The organism is Hahella sp. HN01 (genome assembly GCF_018986435.1).
Taxonomy (GTDB): Bacteria; Pseudomonadota; Gammaproteobacteria; order Pseudomonadales; family Oleiphilaceae; genus Hahella.
The window spans coordinates 314,249-334,905 of record NZ_JAHMIN010000001.1; the positions used below are offsets into that span (position 1 = coordinate 314,249).

Genomic DNA, 20,657 nt, shown 5'->3' on the forward strand with positions numbered 1-20,657 from the left:
ACATCAATGAGTGACGATCATTCGGGTAGCCAGCAAATCTCTCGCTCATGGCTTGACCGTATAACCCAGGCCTTTTCCGATGAACCGCAAAACAAGGAAGAACTCCTGCAGATTATGCGGGAGGCGGAAAACCGCAACATCATAGATCCCGACTCTCTAAGCCTGATTGAGGGCGCCATGCAGGTCACAGACATGCAGGTCAGGGAAATTATGATTCCTCGCGCTCAAATGAGCGTCGTCAAGGCTTCACAAAGCCCTCAGGAGTACATGGACGAGCTGCTTGAGTCCGCCCATTCCCGCTACCCTGTCATCGGTGAATCCAAAGACGAAGTCGTGGGCATTCTGCTGGCTAAAGACCTGCTTGGACTGGCGCTGAAAAACGAATTAAACAAAAGCAAAGTTCAGGACATTCTGCGTCCCGTATGGTTTATTCCTGAGAGTAAGCGTTTGAATCAGCTGCTGAAAGAGTTCAAGGAAAACCGCAATCACATGGCGATTGTGGTGGACGAATATGGCGGCGTGGCCGGTCTGGTGACCATCGAGGACGTGCTTGAGCAGATTGTTGGCGAAATCGAAGATGAACATGACTTCGATGAAGAAAGCCTCATCAAATGCACTGGCCACAACCAGTATGTCGTCAAAGCGCTGACCCCGGTGGAAGAGTTTAACGAATACTTCACCACCAACCTGGACGAAGAAGAGTTCGACACAATTGGCGGGCTGGTCATCAAGCAGTTTGGGCGCCTGCCCAAACGGGGTGAAACCGTCTCTTTTAACGGCTTCGACATCAAGATACTCAACGCGGACAGCCGCCAGATTCGCCTGATCCAGGTCAGCCGCACGGCATGAAGTCCGCTTTGCTGAGAAACTGGGTGGCTCCGGCCGCCGCAGGCGGGCTGTTCACCCTTGGTTTCGCCCCCTACAACCTGTGGTTCTGCGCCTTTCCCGCCGCCTTGATCCTGCTGAATGTATTTCAATTCGGCAAGATCAAACAGGCTCTGGCGCAAGGCTGGGCGTTTGGCCTCGGACTATTTGGCTCCGGCGCTTCCTGGGTTTACGTCAGCATCCATGAACATGGCAACGCCAGCGCAGTGCTGGCCTTTATCCTGACCGCCGCGTTTGTCGCCGGCATAGCCTTATTCCCCATGCTGCAATTTGCGATAACCGCCCGCCTGACCCGGAGACGCTTATCGCCGGGCCTGGAAGGGCTTGTTTTTATCGCCATGTGGGTTTTGTTCGAATGGGTCAGATCCTGGTTACTGACAGGCTTCCCCTGGCTGTTTCTGGGCGTCGCCTTTATCGAAACGCCATTATCCGGCTGGGCGCCGATACTGGGCGTCTATGGCGTGGCCTTTCTCTTATGGCTGACCTGCCACGCCTTAAACCTCAGCTATCGTAACCGCAAATCTTTGACTGGCCTGGCCTGCGCCGCAACCTTAATCGTCGGAGCCTGGGGCGGAGGGGCCTTATTACAGCAAATTGAATGGACGACTCCACGAGGCGAACCTATTCAGGTCAGCATGGTGCAGGCGAACATCGCACAGGAAGTAAAATGGCTTCGCGAAAATCGTGAGGTTATTACAGAGACTTATCTCACTCTCACCGAACCACTCTGGGACAGCGACCTGATTATCTGGCCGGAAACCGCACTCCCTTATTTCAGCAGTCAGGCGGGACCACTGCTCAAGCAGCTGGACAAGCAAGCAAAAGAAAACAACGCCGCCTTGATGATGGGCATTCTCAGCGCAGATAGAGGTGAAGACGCCAGGATAAATATTTACAACAGCTTTATCGCGCTGGGCCAAGGCGAAGGCTCATACAACAAGCAAAAGCTGGTGCCCTTTGGCGAATACGTGCCCTTGGAGTCATGGCTGCGCGGGCTTATCGACTTCTTTAATCTACCCATGTCCAGCATGCAAAAGGGCTCGCCGACACAAGCCCCAATTCGTTTTCGGGACGCCACCCTGATGCCTTTCATCTGCTACGAAGTCGTGTATCCAGACTTCGTGGCAAAGCTGGCGCAAGAGCCTGAGTTATTGGTGACGGTCAGCAATGATAGCTGGTTCGGGGCCTCTATTGGGCCACACCAGCATCTGCAAATCGCACAAATGAGAGCGCTGGAGAACGATAAGTTTATGCTGCGCTCCACCAATAACGGCATTACCGCCATCATTGACCCGCATGGCCGCATAGCCTCTCGCGCACCGCAGTTTCAAGCGACCACTCTAAGCGGCGAGGTAGAATTACGCCAAGGAACTACGCCCTTCTCACGGCTGGGATCCTGGCCAATTCTGATCATCGCGACGCTGTTACTGGCTGGCGCACTATTACTGGGACGGCGCGAGCAGACGGAAGCTCCCGCCGCCGCATTGGAGCAGGCGGGTTAGTCTTCGCCTTCTGGAGCGCCATCTCCTTCAAGCTCGGGTTCATAGGGCCAACGGGATGTAAGCCGCTGAAAATAGATGCCCTGGCACCGGTGACAGGTGTCGATATGCGACGTTTCCACCAGGCAGACCATTTTGCCGCACTGATCGCATTTAAGTACGCCCGGGCAAGCGACCTCGCCTGCGACATAGGTTCCCGGATCATGGTGCAGCTGGTAATCCAGCTTCTCCAAATCCACCAGGGTTTTATCCGCGATGGACAGTAGCGCGTCGCCGATGCGCTGCTCAATCAGGTCAATGTCCAGCCTCAGCCACTCGCGCAGCCCTTTACCCGTCTCCGCAACAAAGTGGTAAAGCTCTTTCATGTCGCGTTTGACGTAGGCCTCCAGGAGATTCCATTCCTCCTTGGTCAGCTTCGCCAGCCCCTGCTCAAACTCGACAGCCTGATCAATCTCCTGCTTAACGGTCTCCCATGTCTTTACTTCAACATCAGCGAGAGATTTCTCAACGCGCTGCAGAATATTGTTGTACGCCTGTACGACATGTTCAGGCGCTTTATCCTCCTGCTTCATACCTTAACCTCCCGGATATGCGAGATCTTGTTTTCAACCCTACTCCAACCCTATCTGTAGTCAACACTATTAGGTTAGAATAAACGGCTTTCATGGCGGAAAGTCCGCCATTAACCCATTGTGTTTACACGCCCCAGCGCCTTGCCGACGCAAAGTCCATCAGTAAGGATTATGTCACGCTTGCAAGCCGACGTTTTTGATCCGGGGCGATAAACCTTAATTAAAGCGATCAGGCGAAAAAAGACGACCGATGGAAGAACTGTACCACCCAAAAAAAGTTGAGCAGGAAGCGCAAAAGTTCTGGGAAGAAACCGATGCATTCAAAGTGGACGAGGAGCCAGGCAAAGAGAAGTTCTACTGCCTGTCCATGTTCCCCTACCCCAGCGGCAAGCTCCACATGGGCCATGTCCGTAACTACACCATCGGCGACGTCATCTCCCGCTACCAGCGGATGCAGGGTAAGAACGTTCTCCAACCCATGGGCTGGGACGCATTCGGTCTACCGGCGGAAAACGCCGCGTTGAAAAACAACGTTGCGCCGGCCAAGTGGACTTACGAAAACATCGCTTACATGAAAAACCAGTTGAAGCTGCTGGGCTTCGGTTATGACTGGAATCGCGAATTGGCCACTTGCCGCCCTGAATACTACAAATGGGAGCAATGGTTCTTCACCCGCCTTTACGAGAAAGGGCTGGTCTACAAAAAAATGTCCACGGTGAACTGGGACCCGGTGGACGAAACAGTATTAGCCAATGAGCAGGTTATCGACGGCAAGGGCTGGCGCTCCGGCGCGGTTGTGGAGCGTCGCGAAATCCCGCAATGGTTCATTAAGATTACGGACTACGCGGAGCAACTGCTCAATGATCTGGACCAGCTGGAGAATTGGCCTGAACAGGTCAAAACCATGCAGCGCAACTGGATCAACAAGTCTGAAGGGGTTGAGTTCCACTTCAGGCTGAAAGACCACGATGGCGACCTGCTGGTATACACCACGCGCCCTGACACCATCATGGGCGTCACTTACGTCGCTATCGCGCCACAACATCCGTTGGCGCTGGAAGCCGCCACCAATAATCCTGATCTGGCGAAATTCCTGGACGAGTGTAAAAACACCAAAGTCGCAGAAGCGGACATGGCCACGATGGAAAAGCGCGGCATGGACACCGGCTTCTTCGTCATCCACCCGCTTACAAACGAGCCTGCGCCGATCTGGGTCGCCAACTTTGTCCTGATGGACTATGGTTCTGGCGCAGTAATGTCCGTGCCCGGTCACGATGAGCGCGACCACGAGTTTGCGCTGAAGTACGGCTTGCCCGTCAAACAGGTTATTTCCGTCATCGACGCCGATGAGGCGGATATTCAGGAAAAAGCTATTACCGAGAAGGGCATCCTAGTCAACTCTGGCGAATTTACCGGCATGACGTCTCTGGAAGCGTTTGATGCGGTCGCCGAAAAGTTGACCTCAATGGGAATCGGTGAGAAAAAAGTCAACTATCGTCTGCGTGACTGGGGCGTATCCCGCCAACGTTACTGGGGCGCTCCAATCCCCATGATGACGCTGGAAGATGGCTCGGAAGTAACCGTTCCTTTGGCCGACCTCCCCGTGAGGTTACCTGAGGACGTGGAAATGGACGGCGTCAAGTCCCCTATAAAAGCAGATCCTAACTGGAGCAAGCGCAGCTATAACGGCCAGCCAGCCACCCAGGAAACTGACACTTTCGACACCTTCATGGAGTCCTCCTGGTATTACGCGCGCTTCTGCTGCCCTAACCTGGAATCCGCCATGCTGGACCCCGCAGCCGCCAATTACTGGCTGCCCGTAGACTACTACGTAGGCGGGATCGAGCACGCCATTCTGCACTTGTTGTACTCGCGCTTCTTCCACAAATTGCTGCGTGACGAAGGCTTAGTGGATAGCGACGAGCCATTCAAGAAGCTGTTGTGCCAGGGCATGGTGATCGCAGAAACCTTCTACCGCGAAGATCCATCCGGCAAGAAAACCTATTTCAATCCTAAAGACGTTCGCATTGATATTGATGCTCACGGCAACTCACCTAAGGCCTTCCTCAATGAAGATGGTCAGCCCGTTATCATTGGACCCAAGGAGAAAATGTCCAAGTCCAAGAACAACGGCGTTGATCCGCAAGAGCTGATTGACAAGTACGGCGCCGACACTGTTCGCCTGTTCACCATGTTTGCAGCGCCGCCTGAGCAATCACTGGAGTGGTCAGAGTCCGGCGTTGAAGGTCAACATCGTTTCCTGCGCCGCCTGTGGAAACTGGTGCACACGCACGTTGAGAAGAAAGGGGCTGCGCCGCTGAATGTGGCCGAACTGAATGAAGCTCAGCGCACACTGCGTCGCAAAACTCATGAAACCATCAAAAAGATGACGGATGAGTTTAATCAGCGCATGGCGATCAACACTGGCATCGCGATGGTGATGGAGCTGTTGAATGAGTTAAGCCGTTTTGAAGACGATTCGCCCCAAGGTTTGGCGGTTGTACAGGAAGCGCTTGAAACAGCCGTGCTAGTGCTGGCTCCGATTGTTCCCCACATTAGCCACGGACTGTGGCGCGAGCTGGGGCACAAAGACATCGTCATGAACGCTACCTGGCCAAAACTGGATGAAAAAGCGCTTGAGAAAGACAGTATAGAGCTGGTTGTTCAAGTGAACGGAAAATTGCGTGCACGCATCCAGGCGGCGGCAAGCGCCAGCAAAGACGAGCTTGAGAAAATGGCGTTCGATGACGAGAACGTTCAGCGCTTCATGGAAGACAAAACCGTCGTTAAAGTCATCGTTGTACCAGGTAAACTGGTCAACATCGTGGTGAAGTAAAGCGATGCGAATTGCCATAAGACTACTCTTGGCGGGGATGGCTGGCCTCCTCGTCAGCGGTTGCGGTTTTCATCTGCGCGGCCAGATGGAACTCCCCTCTTCTCTCCAGGCGCTCAATTTGAGCTGCCCGGAGGGCGACGCCAGAGTGCTCTGCGGAAAAGTGCGCGAAAGCCTGCAGCAAGCTTCTGTTCAGGTCAGCGAAGGAGGAGCTGATGCTCCCACCTTGGCGATCGGGGGCGTTGAAAACAGCCGCCGCGCCGTAAGTCTGGACAGTAGCGCCAACGCCGCCGAGTATGAGCTTTCCCGCAAAGTCACTTTCAGCCTGACCGACGCGCAGGGCGAGCCATTGATTCAACCAACGTCGCTACAGCAGTTCCAGTCTTATCAATATGACAAGTTCAGCGTGCTTGGCAAAGAGAAGGAAGAGAACAGCATTCGCGATGACCTGGACAAGCTGCTCGCTACAGAAATTCTCAATCGTCTGGCGGTATATAGCGAACGAGCTTCGGCGCCGGCGGCGAACTGAGCCTTTCTCATGCGCATTAAACCGGAGCAGCTGCAAAGCAACCTGAACAAACATCCCCCCGCCGTTTTTGTGGTGAGCGGGGATGAACCGCTGTTGCGCCAGGAAGCCTGTGACGAAATTCGCGCCTACAGCCGTAAGCAGGGGTTTAGCGAACGTATCGTCTTTCACACGCCCAAGAACTTTGACTGGAGCGCTCTTGATGAGCATACCCAGTCTTTCTCTCTCTTCGGCGAAAAGAAGCTACTGGAAATTCATCTGGATAGCCTGCCAAATGATGGCGGTAAAAAACGCCTCGCCGCTTTTAGTGAAAACCCACCCGAAGACTGCCTGATGCTGATCATCAGTGATCGCATTGAATCCTCCACCCTTAATACAAAGTGGTTCAAATCAATTGAGACACACAGCCTTCACGTTCAGGTATGGCCGATCAGCCATGACCAGTTGCCTAACTGGATAAACCAACGCCTACATAAATTAGGGTTCACGCCCACATCCGGCGCAGTGAAAGCATTATGCGATCATGTTGAGGGCAATTTACTGGCGGCCCGACAGGAGATGGAAAAACTGCGTCTATTGTCCGACGACGCCAATCTGGACGAAGAACAAGTCCTGCGCGGCATATCCAACAGCAACAAGTTCACCGTGTTCAATCTGGTGGACGCCTGTCTGGAGCGAAACCCCAAACAGGCGCTGAAAGTGCTGCAAACGCTGCAGGCGGAATCCTTCGAACCCACCATCGTGCTTTGGTCTCTGGCCCGCGAGGTGCGCCTGATCGCCAAACTCTACAAACATTCGCAAACCTCCCAGGGCCTGGAACAGGCGCTGCAAAAGGAAAGAGTTTTCAAGAATCGCTGGGCCTTATACAAACGCTTCATCCCGCGCTTTAACGCCGCACGGCTTCGAGATATTCACCAGGCCTGCCAGACCGCAGACAGATCCATAAAGGGCTTGGATAGCACTCCTGTTTGGTCTACCCTGACTTACGCCGCATTGGAGCTGGCGGGCGCAGGATTATCTACTTCCTAATTGATACCCCGTCACCGAAAAGCCACCTTCAGGTTGATGCAGATCAACCAGTTAACGCTGTTGCTGTCTATGATTAATGGAACTTAAATCATCGGGAGAGATGAAGCATGAGCACACTGCAAGACGAGATCAAAAGACTCAAAGACTCACTTAAACAGGAAAGGGACGAGTTGCGGCTACAGCTGAATCTGGCCAAAGCGGAAGTCCGGGACGAGTGGGAAGATCTTGAAAAAGACTGGGATAAGTTCGTCGGCAAACTGCAGCAGGCAGGCAAGGAAGCAGGTCAAACCGGCAAAGAAGTCAGCGAAACAGCCAAGAAAATGGGCGAAGAGTTACGCTCCGGCTACCAACGCATCAAAGATCGTCTCAAGTAATCCCTGGCCTGGGGTTAACTTCCTACGCTTAGCCGCCACAGCCCTCCTATCATAGGAAGCGGCCCTGTTTACACTGTACTTTGCTGACAATTTGTAATATAGGTGTAAATGGGTCCGCTTAGCCCTGACCATGTCAGCGGCCCTGCGAATCACCGAATAAAAACAATCAGATTACGGATCCGCAAATGAGGAACACAGTCACCGTCCTACTGGGTGTTTTTATGGCGTGCTTGCTTAACGTCACCCATGCCCAAACCAAATTCAACGATCCCAAACAGACACTCAAGGAAGAATTCTGGGGCAAACTGTACGCCAATGGCGGCAAGACGTTCTTTTGCAAAAAAGAGTTCAGCAAGAAAAGCATCCTGGTTACTGAAAGCTATATCTATTCATCGCTTTGGATCAGAGACAACCTGGAGTGCGGCACACCTCGACAATGCAGAGAGAACAACGAGGCATATCGCCGCATGGCGTCCGATTTGCACAACATCTACCCAGAAGACGCCCGTTTTGAACTGGAGCGCCGCGCGGCAAAATTTGAAGAGTTAGGTAATGAAGTCAAAGCCAATGAGTGCGGCATCCGTCAGGTATTCGGCATAATCGATCCTCCTGACGATATAAAAGGCGACATTGCTCGAAGCCTTCTTTACATGCACACCACTTACAACCTGCCTTTGTACGGCAATCTCGACCAATTAAAACGCTGGTCCCGCGCCGACCCTCCCACTCCAGAGGAGATCGCACGCGATGTACAGATTCGCGAGCTGCAGGGCAACAGCAACCCCTTTATCACCCATCCCGAGTCCGCCGACCAAGTCATGCTGAACCGCTGAGGTTTCTTTCAGCCTAGACGCGCATTTGACGTCAGACCGCCACAAAAAAAGCCCGCAATGCGGGCTTTTCAGGCTATTCCTCAGAGCAACTTAGAACTGCTCTACATCCAGCGCCATCATATCGCCGCTGCCGGATTTGATGGACTCAGCCAAAGAGACTGTACGCGGCAGAAGTCGGCGGAAGTAAAAGCGAGCGGTTTTCAGCTTGGCGTCATAGAAACCAGAGCTGTCGCCGACTTGTTTCTCAATCGCCACTTTCGCCATCATCGCCCAAACGTGCGCAAGTGCGACGTAGCCGAACAGATCCAGGTACTCAACACTGGCCGCGCCGACAGCGTTAGGGTCTTGCGTAACCGTCTCCAGCACATACTCCGTCACATCTGATAGACGTTCAAGGACACCCGCCAGCGGCTCTATAAACTCCTGCAGGTCGCTGCGATCGCGGTTAGCTTCAATAAAGTCGGCCACTTCGCCAGCGTACAGCTCGACGAATTTACCGTCGTTCATCGCAACTTTACGCCCCATCAGGTCGAGCGCCTGGATGCCGTTAGTACCCTCGTAGATCTGCGCAATGCGCACATCGCGCACCAGTTGTTCCTGGCCCCACTCGCGAATATAGCCGTGACCGCCAAACACCTGCTGACCAAGTACGGTGCTATCCAGGCCGCGATCCGTCAAAAACGCCTTGGCGACTGGCGTCAACAGAGCCACCATCGCTTCAGCGTGCTGCTTCGCAGCGGCGTCGTCAGAGTACTTGGAGATATCCAGATACTTCGCCACATAGGTGGAGAACGCCCGGCCGCCTTCAATCAGAGCGCGCATGGTCATTAACATCCGACGCACATCTGGATGCACAATAATAGGATCAGCCGCTTTTTCCTTGGCGACCACACCGGTGGCGGCACGTCCCTGAATACGGTCTTTCGCATACTCAACCGCGTTTTGATATGAGCGCTCCGCCGCCGCCAGGCCTTGTACGCCAACACCCAGACGCTCGTAGTTCATCATGGTGAACATGCAGGCCAAGCCTTTATTCGGCTCGCCGACCAACCAGCCTTGTGCGCCATCAAAGTTCATGACACAGGTAGCCGACGCTTTGATGCCCATCTTGTGCTCGATTGAACCACAAGACACCGCATTGCGCTCACCTGAGCCGCCGTCTTCCGTCACCTTGAATTTAGGCACCAGGAACAGAGAAATACCTCTTGAGCCCGCTGGAGCGTCAGGCAACTTCGCCAGCACCAGGTGAATGATGTTTTCACTCAGATCATGCTCGCCGCCGGTAATAAAAATCTTAGTGCCGCTGATTGCGTAAGAGCCGTCGCCGTTAGGTTCAGCCTTGGTTCTGATGATGCCAAGGTCCGTACCGGAGTGCGGCTCGGTCAGACACATGGAGCCAGCCCATACGCCGGAATATAAATTAGGCAGATAAGTCTGCTTAAGCTCTTCGCTTGCGTGCGCGTCAATCGCCAAACATGCGCCCGCCGTCAACATAGGGTACAAGCCAAAAGAAATGTTCGCGGATTGCACCATCTCTTCGACCTGGGCGCCCAGCATCTTCGGCATGCCCATGCCGCCGAAGTCAGGATTACCGCCCAACCCACACCAACCACCTTCGATAAAGGTGTTATAGGCCTCCTTGAAGCCCTTTGGCGTTGTCACTACTCCCTCATTCCATTGGCAACCTTCTTCATCTCCGCTCCGGTTGAGAGGCGCCAGCAAGGAAGACGCTATTTTGGCGGCCTCTTCCAATATGGCGTCCGCAGTATCCGGGTCAACCGTGTCGCGCGCGCCCGGCAAGCTGAGCCAAAGTTTATCGGCTTCAAACACTTCTTTGAGTAGAAACTGCATGTCACGAAGCGGCGCAGAATAATCAGCCATGGTTACTCCCTCGAGCTAAATCGCTTTGTCTGAATGAATGTCTTTCTGTTTGTGCTTATTGTCGCGCTATTATCTGGCTATTACGAATCCGGCTACATACCGGTTCGCATCGGTATGTAAAAAAGCCCGCAACAGCGGGCTTATTTTGTCCCTATATGGAATCAGAACGCAAAGTTTTCAACTTCCATATCCATCATGCAGTTAGCGCCGTTGAGTGCGGACTGTGCATGAGACAGAGTGCGAGGCAGGATGCGCTTAAAGTAGAAACGCGCAGTTTGCAGTTTCGCCGTATAGAAGCCAGTTTCAGTGGTCCCTTCCGCCAGCTTCTGCTGCGCCACCAGCGCCATGCGCGCCCAGAAATACGCCAGCACGGCGTAACCGGAATACATCAAGTAGTCCACAGAGGCGCCGCCCACTTCGTCGCGGTTCTTCATCGCCGCCATACCAATCTTCATAGTGAGATCGCCCCACTCTTTATTCAGCTTGGCCAACGGCTCGACGAACTCGTTCATGTCCGCATTTTCCGCCTGTTCTTTACAGAACACGTGAACCAGTTTGGTGAAGCGCTTCAGAGATTCGCCCTGAGTCATCAGGATTTTACGACCCAGCAGATCAAGCGCCTGAATACCAGTGGTGCCCTCGTACATCAACGCGATACGCGTATCGCGCACGATTTGCTCCATTCCCCACTCGGAAATAAAGCCGTGGCCGCCATAAACCTGCATACCCAAGTTAGCGGATTCATAACCGATTTCGGTCAGGAATGCTTTGGCGATAGGAGTCAGGAAGCCCATCAATTCATCCGCTTCGTTGCGAACTTCTTCAGTCGCGCCGTGGTGAACGAAATCGCCTTGCACTGCGGTGTAATAAATCAATGCGCGTGAACCTTCCGTAAACGCCTTTTGCGTCAACAACATACGACGTACGTCAGGGTGCACGATGATAGGATCGGCAGGACCATTCGGATTCTTCACGCCAGACAAAGAACGCATCGCCAAACGGTCTTTCGCATAGGCCAAAGCGCCCTGGAAGGACAGCTCAGACGCGCTCAGGCCTTGAATAGCGGTTCCCAGACGAGCAAAGTTCATAAATGTGAACATGCACGCCAAACCTTTGTTTTCTGGGCCGATCAGATAACCTTTGGCGCCATCGAAGTTCATGACGCACGTAGAGTTGCCATGAATCCCCATTTTATGTTCGATAGAACCGCAAGAAACGCTGTTACGCTCTCCCAGGCTACCGTCTTCATTCACCAGGAACTTGGGAACGATGAACAGAGAAATGCCTTTGGTGCCTTGCGGAGCGTCTGGTAAACGCGCCAAACAGATATGAACGATGTTTTCCGCCATGTCATGTTCGCCAGCGGAAATAAAAATCTTGGTTCCAGTGATGCTGTAGCTGCCGTCGGCATTAGGCTCAGCTTTTGAGCGCAGAATACCCAGGTCAGAGCCACAGTGCGGCTCGGTCAGACACATGGTGCCAGTCCACTCGCCGCTCACCAGTTTGGGCAGGTACGCAGCTTTCTGCGCTTCAGAGCCGTGCAAAATAACGGTGTTCACCGCGCCATGGCTCAAGCCGGGATACATACCCCAAGCCCAGTTGGATGAGCCAACCATTTCACTCATAACCAGACCGAGAGACTCTGGCAGGCCTTGGCCACCGAAATCTTCTGGCGCAGTCATTGAAGGCCAGCCGCCTTCCACGTATTGCTTATAAGCTTCTTTGAAACCGGTAGGTGTGGTTACGCCGTCTTCACTCCATGTACAACCTTCCTCGTCTCCCACCCGATTAAGGGGAGACAGGACCTGCTCACAGAACTTTGCTCCTTCCTGGATTATTGCGTCCACCATGTCTGGGGTCGTCATTTCCGCACTCGGTAATTCCCCGTAATGAGACTGCACATTCAGCAGTTCATCCATCACAAACCTGATATCGCGTAAAGGAGCTTTATATTCCGGCATAAGTTTACCTCAATCTCTACTCGGCGCAGCAACACGAGGCCGCCACCTTTTTATTCCATGTTCTGGATTTTTTTTCACAGCGAGCCACAATACTCACCGATATATCAAACAAGTGTTTGAAACATACGTTTGCTTACGGGGATTGTCAAGAACGATTAGAGTTAAAGTTCCAATTTTTAATAGCCGTTCATCGAAGGGTACGCAACAATACTTACCATTGAATTTTAAACCCTTTAAAAACAAAAGGTTAATAACAGCCAAAAACAGAAAGAAACACAAGACAGGAATTGATAAATGAGTAAAATTTTGTAAGTAACAGCCTTTGCCTAAGCGGCGCAAACAAGCGCTCGGCAAGGTTAAGAATCAGTAAAGAGGGTCTAGATCACTTCGTCCAATTGAATGCTGGGTTGCAGTCCCTGCTCGAAAGCCTGCCCAATGCGGATCAGGTCAAGATAGGTGCGAATGGCTTCGCTTTCACGCTCGCTGGAAGAACCGCGGCTTTCCTCTTCCTGCTGCCGCTGCTCACGCTCCTGTTGTTGCTCAGCCCGTAACTCCGCGCGTCCATCCGACTGCTGCTGCACAAGCTCAGAGCGCGCCTGCAAAATGGCCTGAGTCGCACGCGCTGCGACAGACCGATCCTGAGACGAAGGTTCCGCCGGCGCCAGCGCCGCCCTTCGGACCTGCTCCATCTTCCTTATCGTCGCCTCGGGATTACCGGGCACTGACGACACGTCAATAGGCACTTCGCCGCCAACGGCGTATGAGCGCCCATCAGGTCCACGCGAGTAGGAATATTGTGGAGCCCCCGCATAGAGGCCGCCAACAGCGACATGCGCCTGCTCATGCTGCCGCACCTCAAGATCCCGTTGCGACAATTGGGAGATTGCCGCTAAATCACTCTCACTCAGTCCGCCACCAGAGTCGCTGGGAGCCGACCGCTTGGGCTGCTCAGTCTGACTCGGCGCAGCAGGCGCCCCACCTTCATCGCCACCTTCCTGAATAACTCCAGACGCCCCTTCAATTACACCTTCAATCGCGTCTCCGCCATTTCCATTTTGCGTTACAGGCGCGGTCTCTACGGCAGGAACTTCCTGACCCGTAACCGCCACCCCATCCGCCTCCGTGGGTGTAGGCTGAACTACCTGAGGCGTAACGCTTGAGGTCTGCGCAAAGCGATTGTAGATAACAGTAGGAAAAGAGTTGGTGGAGGAAGAGGGCGCACTCGGTTCCAAGGGCTGGACCGGAGGCAGAGTGGATTCCAGGTCGGAAATAGCGACAGCAGAGCTGCTCACCTTCGTGGGAGGCGAGTATGGGGTAACAGAACTGATGGCGGGTTGTCCCGCTCCGGCTACCTGCACCTTATGCTCCCGTTCACCTCGCTAAGCCTTGTCGCGGCCGCAACTACTCAGGCTTTGATATCCAGTAGCGTTCCCAGGGTTTCGTCGGCGCTTTTAATGACTTTCGCCGAAGCTTTAACGCCATTTTCGTACAGCTTAAGATCCACGATGGACTCTACGACATCGTCCACTGTACGCAGCTCACCGGACTCTTCGGCGGGCTGACCTACTTTGGCGATTTCAGTCGCCGCTTTTTCCATTCCCTGGAGATTTTGCTTTACACCTTGCACACCACTTTGCAAAACGCTTGAAATCATCGCATTACCACTCGGCGATCAGACTGATTCAGTTTTGATTGTACCCACCAATTCGCTCAATTTTCAACCAGTCGCAAAATTTCTTCACAAAGTCACAACCCAAACGTAACTTCTGACTTGCCCGCGCATCAATCAAACAAGGACGCCAACCGCAGGGAAGCCTGAACATTGGAACTATCCGGCGCTTCCGCTCTGGGAACCACTCCCAGGCAGGGCGCAGAAATTCTGGCGCTCAAGGTTTCAAGGTTATCCGCCAGTTGAGGCATGGCTTCCGCTGACAACTGATTCGCCACCCACCCCGCCAACCTCAAGCGTCGGCCGCGCAGCGCCTCCACAGTCAGTAAAGCGTGATTGATGCAACCTAAACGCATACCCACCACAAGAATGACAGGAATATCCAACATGGCGGCGAGGTCGCTTAAATATTCACGCGGATTCAACGGCGTCAACCAACCGCCCGCGCCCTCCACCAAAGAAAAGTCATGAGGCGTCATTAACGCGCCGCGACACAGCCCGGCCAATCGAGGAGCGGATAATGTGCGCCCCGCCTGCTGCGCGGCGATATGAGGCGCTATCGCAGGCTCTAGAGCAATGGGATTTACCTGAGCATACGGAAGCTTCACTGTGGCGTACCGCAGCAACGCCAGTGCGTCTTCATTTCGCAGCCCATCAGGGGTCTGCTCGCAACCGGATGCAACCGGCTTCAAGCCCAGCGTACGTTTCCCCTGGGCCCCGGCCGCATGCAGTAACGCAGCGGATACAAAGGTCTTTCCAACCTCTGTATCCGTCCCTGTTACAAAAAAAGTCTTCGCCATGAATTAGATCCTGCTATATACGCAGACCCCAACATGATAGGTGGCGGGCACCCCTTTTTCCTGTCTGCATTTTTCATATTTTTCAATCACCTGCCGCAGCCGTCGCTTGCCGGTCAGGCCTTGCGGGCGCTCCGATTGAATATTGTGGGCGCCAATGCCTTTAAGCTCTTTCATAACACCGAGTGCGGAGTCATGAAAACGCACATGCAGGGATTCTCGACATTCTCCTTGTAAACCGCAGGAAACCGCCGCCTCAGCGACCTGTTCCGCGCTCAGAAAACGATTGACGTGCCGATCTCCGTCCACTCCAGTCCATGCCTGCTCCAGCTCAAACAAGGTCTGCGTCAGCAATGTGGAGCAAATCAGTCGCCCTCCCGGCCGAAGCACTCTGCTCGCTTCAGCAAACCAAACACGAGGATCGTCCAGCCACTGCATCGCCATATTACTGAACACAAGGTCCTGGCTTGCATCCGCCACAGGCAGCGACTCCATATCAGCGACAGCCCAAAGCGCCGCCACATCATCGTGATGCAAGCGGGCGTACTCAATCATCCCCGGGGATAAGTCATAGGCGCACAATCTCGCTTCCGGAAAGCTGTTTTTCAGGCGGTGAGTTAACCATCCCGTACCACACCCCACATCGATAATATCCTGCGGAGAACTTTCTCGACTGAGCGACACCAAGCTTTCGCCCACCTCTTTCTGCATGCCGGCCAGATGGTCATAGGTCGCAGCCGCGGCGCTAAACGACTCAGCCACTTTGGATTTATCCATGACGCCACGCTCCAAATCTGCAAGAGAGGAAGTCGACACAATGGATTTAAACGTTACTGCATGATTCATCGAGTTGGTCCACGCTTTTTCATCCTGACTGCAGACATTCCGTAATGAAGCGGCTTGCCTCTGCATCAGGGAAATGGCTCATGCCACCGATTATTTCCACTCGGTGGGCGGGGTAGTTTTGCTGAAGAGGTTGCTCCAGTTCTACTGGGGCAATCGCGTCCGCCGCCCCTAGAAAATGAACGACCGGGAAATCAAGGCATGCCAATTCATCACGCAGATCCCAGCTCCGCAACCACTCTAGAGATGCGCTCAACTGTTGATCCGACCAAGACTCAATCTCAGAGGCGAAGCCTAAGGTCTGTCGAGCCTGGGCTCGCGCCGCCGCTGCGCCTTGGGTCTGCAACAGATTAAAGCGCCTCAGTAAGCGTCCACGATCCGCCTTCAAGTCTTCCGCGAAGCTGTCGAGCAATTCATGGCCGACGCCAGGCCAACTACTGTCACCAGGAAAAAATGGATTGCTAGCTACCAACGCTAAACCCGCCACCTTCCGGCCATCCTCAGCCAATCTGCGAATCGCCAAAGAGCCGCCTAACGACCATCCCACGATAAGGGTTCGTTCATTCCACTGGGCGGATAGCCGTGGTGCAAGCGCTGCATACGAATCACTCAGCGTCCAGGTCGTAACGGCTGAATCGCCGCTAAATGCCTGCGCCAGTGGCTCAAGCGCCGACTGCGGCTGCGCCCAGCCGCCAATCAGATGAACCGAATCAAAGCGTCCGTCAAGCATTCACCGCTCCAGCGATATTGGCGGCGCCACGATATTTATGGAGGACTTCCAATAATTGGCTCAGGTCATCGTCCGTATGAGCGGCGCTAAAGGTCACGCGCAGTCGCGATGTGTTTGCCGGAACCGTTGGAGGACGAATTGCCGTTATCAAAATGCCTTCTTTGCGTAACGCCTGACTCAGCTCCATTGCTGTAGCCGCGTCGCCAATGAAAATGGGTTGTATCGGAGTGGAAGAGGCCGCCAGCTGATAACCCATTCCCGCGGCTTCTTTACGGAAGCGCGCCACCAATTCATTCAATCGCTCGCGACGCCAGGATTCTTCCCGACTGATACGCAAGCTGACACGCGCCGCAGCCGCGACCGCCGGGGGCATGGAAGTGGTGTAAATATAGGTTCTGGCGAATTGCACCAGTGTTTCAATCAGTTCTTCCGAGCCGGCGACAAAGGCCCCGGCAGCGCCATAGGACTTGCCGAGAGTTCCCATCAGTATTGGTACATCGCTCTGGTTCAACCCAAAATGCTCAGCACAGCCTCCGCCGTTGGCGCCCAGAACGCCAAAGCCGTGCGCGTCATCCACCATCAGCATGGCGTCTTTGCTATGGCATATCTGGGCTATATCGTCTAACGGAGCAATATCGCCGTCCATGCTGAACACGCCGTCCGTGATCACCAAGGCCCGACTGTCGCGCGCATCATCCAACCGCGACGCCAGATGTTCAGAGTCCGAATGGCGATAGCGCAACAGCTTTGCGCCAGACAAGATCCCCGCATCCAATAGCGAAGCATGGTTGAGCTTGTCCTCAATGACGTAGTCGCCCCTGCCCAACAATGCAGACGCCACGCCAAGGTTAGCCATATAACCGGTTGAAAATAACAAGGCGCGATCACGCCCGGTGAATTCGGCCAGATCCAACTCCAGCTCATGATGAGCGCGATGGTGGCCTATAACAAGGTGGGACGCGCCGCCGCCAAGGCCATATTCATTCAGAGCCTGCTGCGCGGCGGCGATAACGCGAGGGTCGTTGGCCAGCCCTAAATAATCATTGCTGCAGAAGGCGAGATACTCTCGCCCTTCAATCATGACCCGAGGCGCTTGTGGGCTGTCTATCGTCAAGCGGCTGCGATAAAGGTCCTGCTGTTTCCGCGCCGCCAGCGTCTGCGCAAGATGCCCCCATTTAGACATGATGTTTACGCAGTTTTTGTCGCGTCGTAGAACATGTTTTCCATGCGTTGTTGCTGGTCATGCGCCTGAATAGCGTCATGCAGATACGCTTCCTGCTGATCTTCCGAATGCGCTTGTTCGCGCTGCTCAGGACGAATGCCCAGTTTCTTGAACAGCATCATATCCTTATCTGCTTCGGGATTAGGCGTAGTCAGCAGTTTCTCGCCATAGAAAATAGAATTGGCGCCAGCCAGGAAGCACATCGCCTGCATCTGCTCATTCATGTCCTCACGCCCTGCGGACAAACGCACGTGAGACTTGGGCATGAGAATCCGCGCAACGGCGATAGTGCGAATGAAATCGAAAGGATCTATGTCCTCCTGCACTTCGAGAGGCGTACCTTGCACTTTGACCAGCATATTGATCGGAACACTTTCAGGATGGCTGGGCAAGTTCGCCAGCTGGGCGAGCAAAGCGGCGCGATCGCGGGCGCTTTCACCCATGCCCATTATGCCGCCGCAGCAGACTTTCATACCGGCGTCTCTGACGTTTTGCAGCGTTTCCAGACGATCGGAGTAAGTACGCGTGGTGATAATCTCACCGTAGTAATTCTCAGAGGTATCCAGGTTATGGTTGTAGTAATCCAAACCTGCGCCAGCAAGCTCCAACGCCTGATCCGCCGTCAGCATGCCCAGAGTCATGCAGGTTTCCATCCCCAGAGATTTAACCTGTTTGACCATCTCAAGGACATATGGCATGTCTTTGGCGCGAGGATTCCTCCAAGCCGCTCCCATACAAAAACGGCTGGCGCCTTTTTCTTTGGCGGCCTTAGCTTCATTCACCACCTTTTCCACTTCCAGCAGCTTCTCTTTCTCAAGCCCTGTGTTGTAGTGGCCACTTTGAGGGCAGTATTTACAGTCTTCAGGGCAAGCGCCGGTCTTGATGGAAAGCAGAGTGCTGACCTGCACTTCATTCGGATCGAAGTTCTGCCTGTGCATGACTTGCGCCTGAAATAGTAAGTCATTGAAAGACATAGCGAAGAGAGCTTCGACTTCTTCCAGAGACCAGTCATGGCGGATGGGTGATTGCATGGTTGCTGTCATATCAAACTCTTGCTGTTATACAAAACTAGCCGGGGCCTGAGATATAATCCGCCTCGACACAGGAATGTGGACCCAAAAACGAGAGAAGTTCATGGAAGACATAATAAGCCGGGCCAAAAAGCTGTCAACCTTTCTCAGAGAAAAGGTTAACGGCTTACAACTAAAGCATTGTCTGCTTTGCCTTGAAACGGGGTGCGCCACTCATATTTGCTCCGCCTGCGCCGCAGATTTAACCGCCCCAAAACATCCCTGCCCCCGTTGCGGAATCAGTCGGGTGGCCCCCGATACAGCCCCTTGTGGACGCTGTCTTCGTCAACCGCCGTACTTCGACGTCAGCACTAGCGCTTTCGACTATTCCTTCCCATTGAATCAAGTCATTGGACAGTTGAAGTATGGCGATAAACGATATTGGGCCAGGGCGCTCGCACAGGCGGCTCTCCCTGCGTTTGAACAAGCCTGTGCGCACATTTCAGCCCCCGTGCTGGTACCGGTTCCTATGCATAAGAGCAAGCAGCGTAAACGCGGATTCAATCAAGCGGAACTGCTGGCGCGAAGTCTGGCCCGCTACGCCGATGTAGCGTTCAGCAATAAGCTGTGCAAGAGGATAAAGGCGTCTCCGCCTCAAACTGGGCTGAATCGAAAAAACAGGCGCAGCAACGTGAAGAATGGCTTTGCAGTGTCATCCAAACTCCCTCAACAACCGCTGATTATTATTGACGATGTCGTCACTACAGGCAGCACGGTGGATGAGCTGGCGCGCACGCTGAAACAAGCCGGTGCGCTTGAGGTTTACATTTTCAGTATTGCAAGACGCTCAATGAATTGAGCCCCTTAACCATTTAATACCCGCTTCTCCACCACCTCCGCCAGTGCAAGCGAGGCAGTCAGTCCAGGCGACTCAATGCCGAACAGGTTATACCAGCCTGCAACTCCATTCTCTTCAGGCGTATCGATGACAAAGTCCTCTGCGCGCGCGCCTTGCGGCGACAACTTGGGGCGAACGCCCGCATACGCCGGCTGCAGCTTACCCTCAGGCAATGCAGGCCAGTAATTGCGTATAGCCTGAGCGAACTTAGCCATCCGTTGCGGGTCTACACTGAACTCCGGCTTATCTATCCACTCAACATCTGGACCGAATCGCGCCTGTCCTCCGATATCCAGAGTCAAGTGCACTCCCAGCCCGCCATCTTCCGGCACAGGGTATATCAAGCGCTGAAAAGGACTGCGCCCCGAGAGAGAAAAGTAGCTCCCTTTGGCGAAATAGGTAGGCGGAATTCCAGCCACTGGATAGCCCTCCACATTGGCGAGCACCCCCATCGCATCCAACCCAGCGCAATTCACAACTACTTCCGCTTGCACCTGACAGGGCGCCGCGCCGCCAACGTTCAAGGTTGCTGACTTTGTATCAATGCGCCCACCCAACAGAGGCGCATTAAGCACTGTCATTCCGCCCGCTCGCTCAAAATCACCCTGCAAGGACAACATATACTGATGGCTGTCGATAATGCCGGTGGAAGGAGAATATAACGCGCCAACAGATCTTAGCTCAGGCTCCATCGCCAAGGCTTGAGCCTGGGTCAACCACTGTAAGTCCGTCACGCCATTGGCGGCGGCCGCCTCATATATTTGCTGCAGGGCATCCATCTGTTCAGGATGGGTTGCAACAATGAGCTTTCCGCAACGCTTATGAGGAATCCCCCGAGAAACGCAGTATTCATACAACAGCGCCTTACCTCTTACACAGGTTTCGGCCTTCAGACTGCCCCGCGGGTAGTAGATGCCAGCATGAATCACTTCACTATTGCGAGATGATATGCCGGAACCAATTAGACTCTCGCGCTCCAGTAGAAGCACATCCCGCCCACCTTCAGCCAACGCTTTGGCTACGCTTAGCCCCACGACGCCAGCGCCAATCACAACAATGGATGTTTCAAAAAGCTCCATAACAAGTTCGTCGTTC

General features: G+C 53.9%; 19 protein-coding genes. 8 read left to right on the plus strand and 11 right to left on the minus strand.

The genetic code is table 11. The features are described from left to right. Nucleotides 1–6: 6 nt before the first annotated feature. Both KP814_RS01485 and lnt read left to right on the plus strand, forming a co-directional pair. Nucleotides 7–849 carry an HlyC/CorC family transporter gene (locus tag KP814_RS01485; protein WP_216735079.1) on the plus strand — a complete coding sequence of 281 codons (843 nt, stop codon included), beginning with the start codon at nt 7–9 and terminating at the stop codon, nt 847–849. Beyond that, nucleotides 846–2,387 carry an apolipoprotein N-acyltransferase gene (gene lnt, locus KP814_RS01490; RefSeq protein ID WP_216735080.1) on the plus strand — a complete coding sequence of 514 codons (1,542 nt, stop codon included), beginning with the start codon at nt 846–848 and terminating at the stop codon, nt 2,385–2,387. The genes KP814_RS01485 and lnt overlap by 4 nt, the downstream gene beginning before the upstream one ends. Here lnt and KP814_RS01495 read toward each other — a convergent pair. Next, nucleotides 2,384–2,956: a zinc ribbon-containing protein gene (locus tag KP814_RS01495; protein ID WP_216735081.1), complete on the minus strand. Its 573-nt coding sequence runs from the start codon at nt 2,954–2,956 to the stop codon at nt 2,384–2,386. The genes lnt and KP814_RS01495 overlap by 4 nt on opposite strands. A 250-nt stretch (nt 2,957–3,206) precedes the next feature. Between KP814_RS01495 and leuS the strand changes: the two genes are divergently transcribed. From leuS to KP814_RS01520, 5 genes are all read left to right on the plus strand, one after another. Further along, complete coding sequence (leuS, locus tag KP814_RS01500) at nt 3,207–5,792, plus strand: leucine--tRNA ligase (protein ID WP_216735082.1); 2,586 nt, start codon at nt 3,207–3,209, stop codon at nt 5,790–5,792. Between the two features lie 4 nt (nt 5,793–5,796). Then, on the plus strand, nt 5,797–6,318 hold the full coding sequence (lptE, locus tag KP814_RS01505; protein WP_216735083.1) for an LPS assembly lipoprotein LptE: 522 nt from the start codon (nt 5,797–5,799) through the stop codon (nt 6,316–6,318). Nucleotides 6,319–6,327: 9 nt separating this feature from the next. Further along, complete coding sequence (holA, locus tag KP814_RS01510; protein ID WP_216735084.1) at nt 6,328–7,344, plus strand: DNA polymerase III subunit delta; 1,017 nt, start codon at nt 6,328–6,330, stop codon at nt 7,342–7,344. Nucleotides 7,345–7,451: 107 nt separating this feature from the next. Further along, nucleotides 7,452–7,718: a hypothetical protein gene (locus KP814_RS01515; protein WP_127968955.1), complete on the plus strand. Its 267-nt coding sequence runs from the start codon at nt 7,452–7,454 to the stop codon at nt 7,716–7,718. Nucleotides 7,719–7,939: 221 nt separating this feature from the next. Beyond that, nucleotides 7,940–8,551 (plus strand): endonuclease, encoded by a 612-nt coding sequence (locus tag KP814_RS01520; protein ID WP_216735085.1) that lies wholly within the window; start codon nt 7,940–7,942, stop codon nt 8,549–8,551. 90 nt (nt 8,552–8,641) lie between these two features. Here KP814_RS01520 and KP814_RS01525 read toward each other — a convergent pair whose 3' ends face one another. The 9 genes from KP814_RS01525 to bioB form a co-directional block, all read right to left on the minus strand. Further along, the gene (locus KP814_RS01525; protein WP_216735086.1) at nt 8,642–10,432 is read right to left on the minus strand and encodes an acyl-CoA dehydrogenase C-terminal domain-containing protein; all 1,791 of its coding nucleotides are present in this window, start codon (nt 10,430–10,432) and stop codon (nt 8,642–8,644) included. A 161-nt stretch (nt 10,433–10,593) separates the two neighbouring features. After that, entirely contained in the window at nt 10,594–12,393 is a 1,800-nt protein-coding gene (locus tag KP814_RS01530; RefSeq protein WP_216735087.1) for an acyl-CoA dehydrogenase C-terminal domain-containing protein, read from the minus strand. A gap of 377 nt (nt 12,394–12,770) precedes the next feature. Next, entirely contained in the window at nt 12,771–13,751 is a 981-nt protein-coding gene (locus KP814_RS01535) for a putative metalloprotease CJM1_0395 family protein (RefSeq protein ID WP_216735088.1), read from the minus strand. A gap of 47 nt (nt 13,752–13,798) precedes the next feature. Beyond that, nucleotides 13,799–14,047, minus strand: coding sequence for a flagellar biosynthesis protein FlgE (locus tag KP814_RS01540; protein ID WP_216735089.1), 249 nt, complete (start codon nt 14,045–14,047; stop codon nt 13,799–13,801). Nucleotides 14,048–14,175: 128 nt separating this feature from the next. After that, nucleotides 14,176–14,862, minus strand: a complete 687-nt coding sequence (bioD, locus tag KP814_RS01545) for a dethiobiotin synthase (protein ID WP_216735090.1) — start codon at nt 14,860–14,862, stop codon at nt 14,176–14,178. A gap of 3 nt (nt 14,863–14,865) precedes the next feature. Continuing rightward, complete coding sequence (gene bioC, locus KP814_RS01550; protein WP_216735091.1) at nt 14,866–15,705, minus strand: malonyl-ACP O-methyltransferase BioC; 840 nt, start codon at nt 15,703–15,705, stop codon at nt 14,866–14,868. A gap of 19 nt (nt 15,706–15,724) precedes the next feature. Then, nucleotides 15,725–16,432, minus strand: coding sequence for an alpha/beta fold hydrolase (locus tag KP814_RS01555; RefSeq protein ID WP_216735092.1), 708 nt, complete (start codon nt 16,430–16,432; stop codon nt 15,725–15,727). Beyond that, a complete protein-coding gene (gene bioF / locus KP814_RS01560) occupies nt 16,425–17,615 on the minus strand; it encodes an 8-amino-7-oxononanoate synthase (RefSeq protein WP_216735093.1) in 1,191 nt (396 codons plus the stop codon). Before bioF ends, KP814_RS01555 begins: the two co-directional genes overlap by 8 nt. Nucleotides 17,616–17,620: 5 nt before the next feature. Beyond that, a complete protein-coding gene (bioB, locus tag KP814_RS01565; protein ID WP_216735094.1) occupies nt 17,621–18,697 on the minus strand; it encodes a biotin synthase BioB in 1,077 nt (358 codons plus the stop codon). A gap of 496 nt (nt 18,698–19,193) precedes the next feature. Here bioB and KP814_RS01570 point away from each other — a divergent pair, with 496 nt between their 5' ends. After that, on the plus strand, nt 19,194–19,523 hold the full coding sequence (locus KP814_RS01570) for a ComF family protein (protein WP_216735095.1): 330 nt from the start codon (nt 19,194–19,196) through the stop codon (nt 19,521–19,523). Nucleotides 19,524–19,528: 5 nt separating this feature from the next. Here KP814_RS01570 and KP814_RS01575 read toward each other — a convergent pair whose 3' ends face one another. Further along, on the minus strand, nt 19,529–20,641 hold the full coding sequence (locus tag KP814_RS01575) for an NAD(P)/FAD-dependent oxidoreductase (RefSeq protein WP_216735096.1): 1,113 nt from the start codon (nt 20,639–20,641) through the stop codon (nt 19,529–19,531). Nucleotides 20,642–20,657 lie beyond the last annotated feature (16 nt).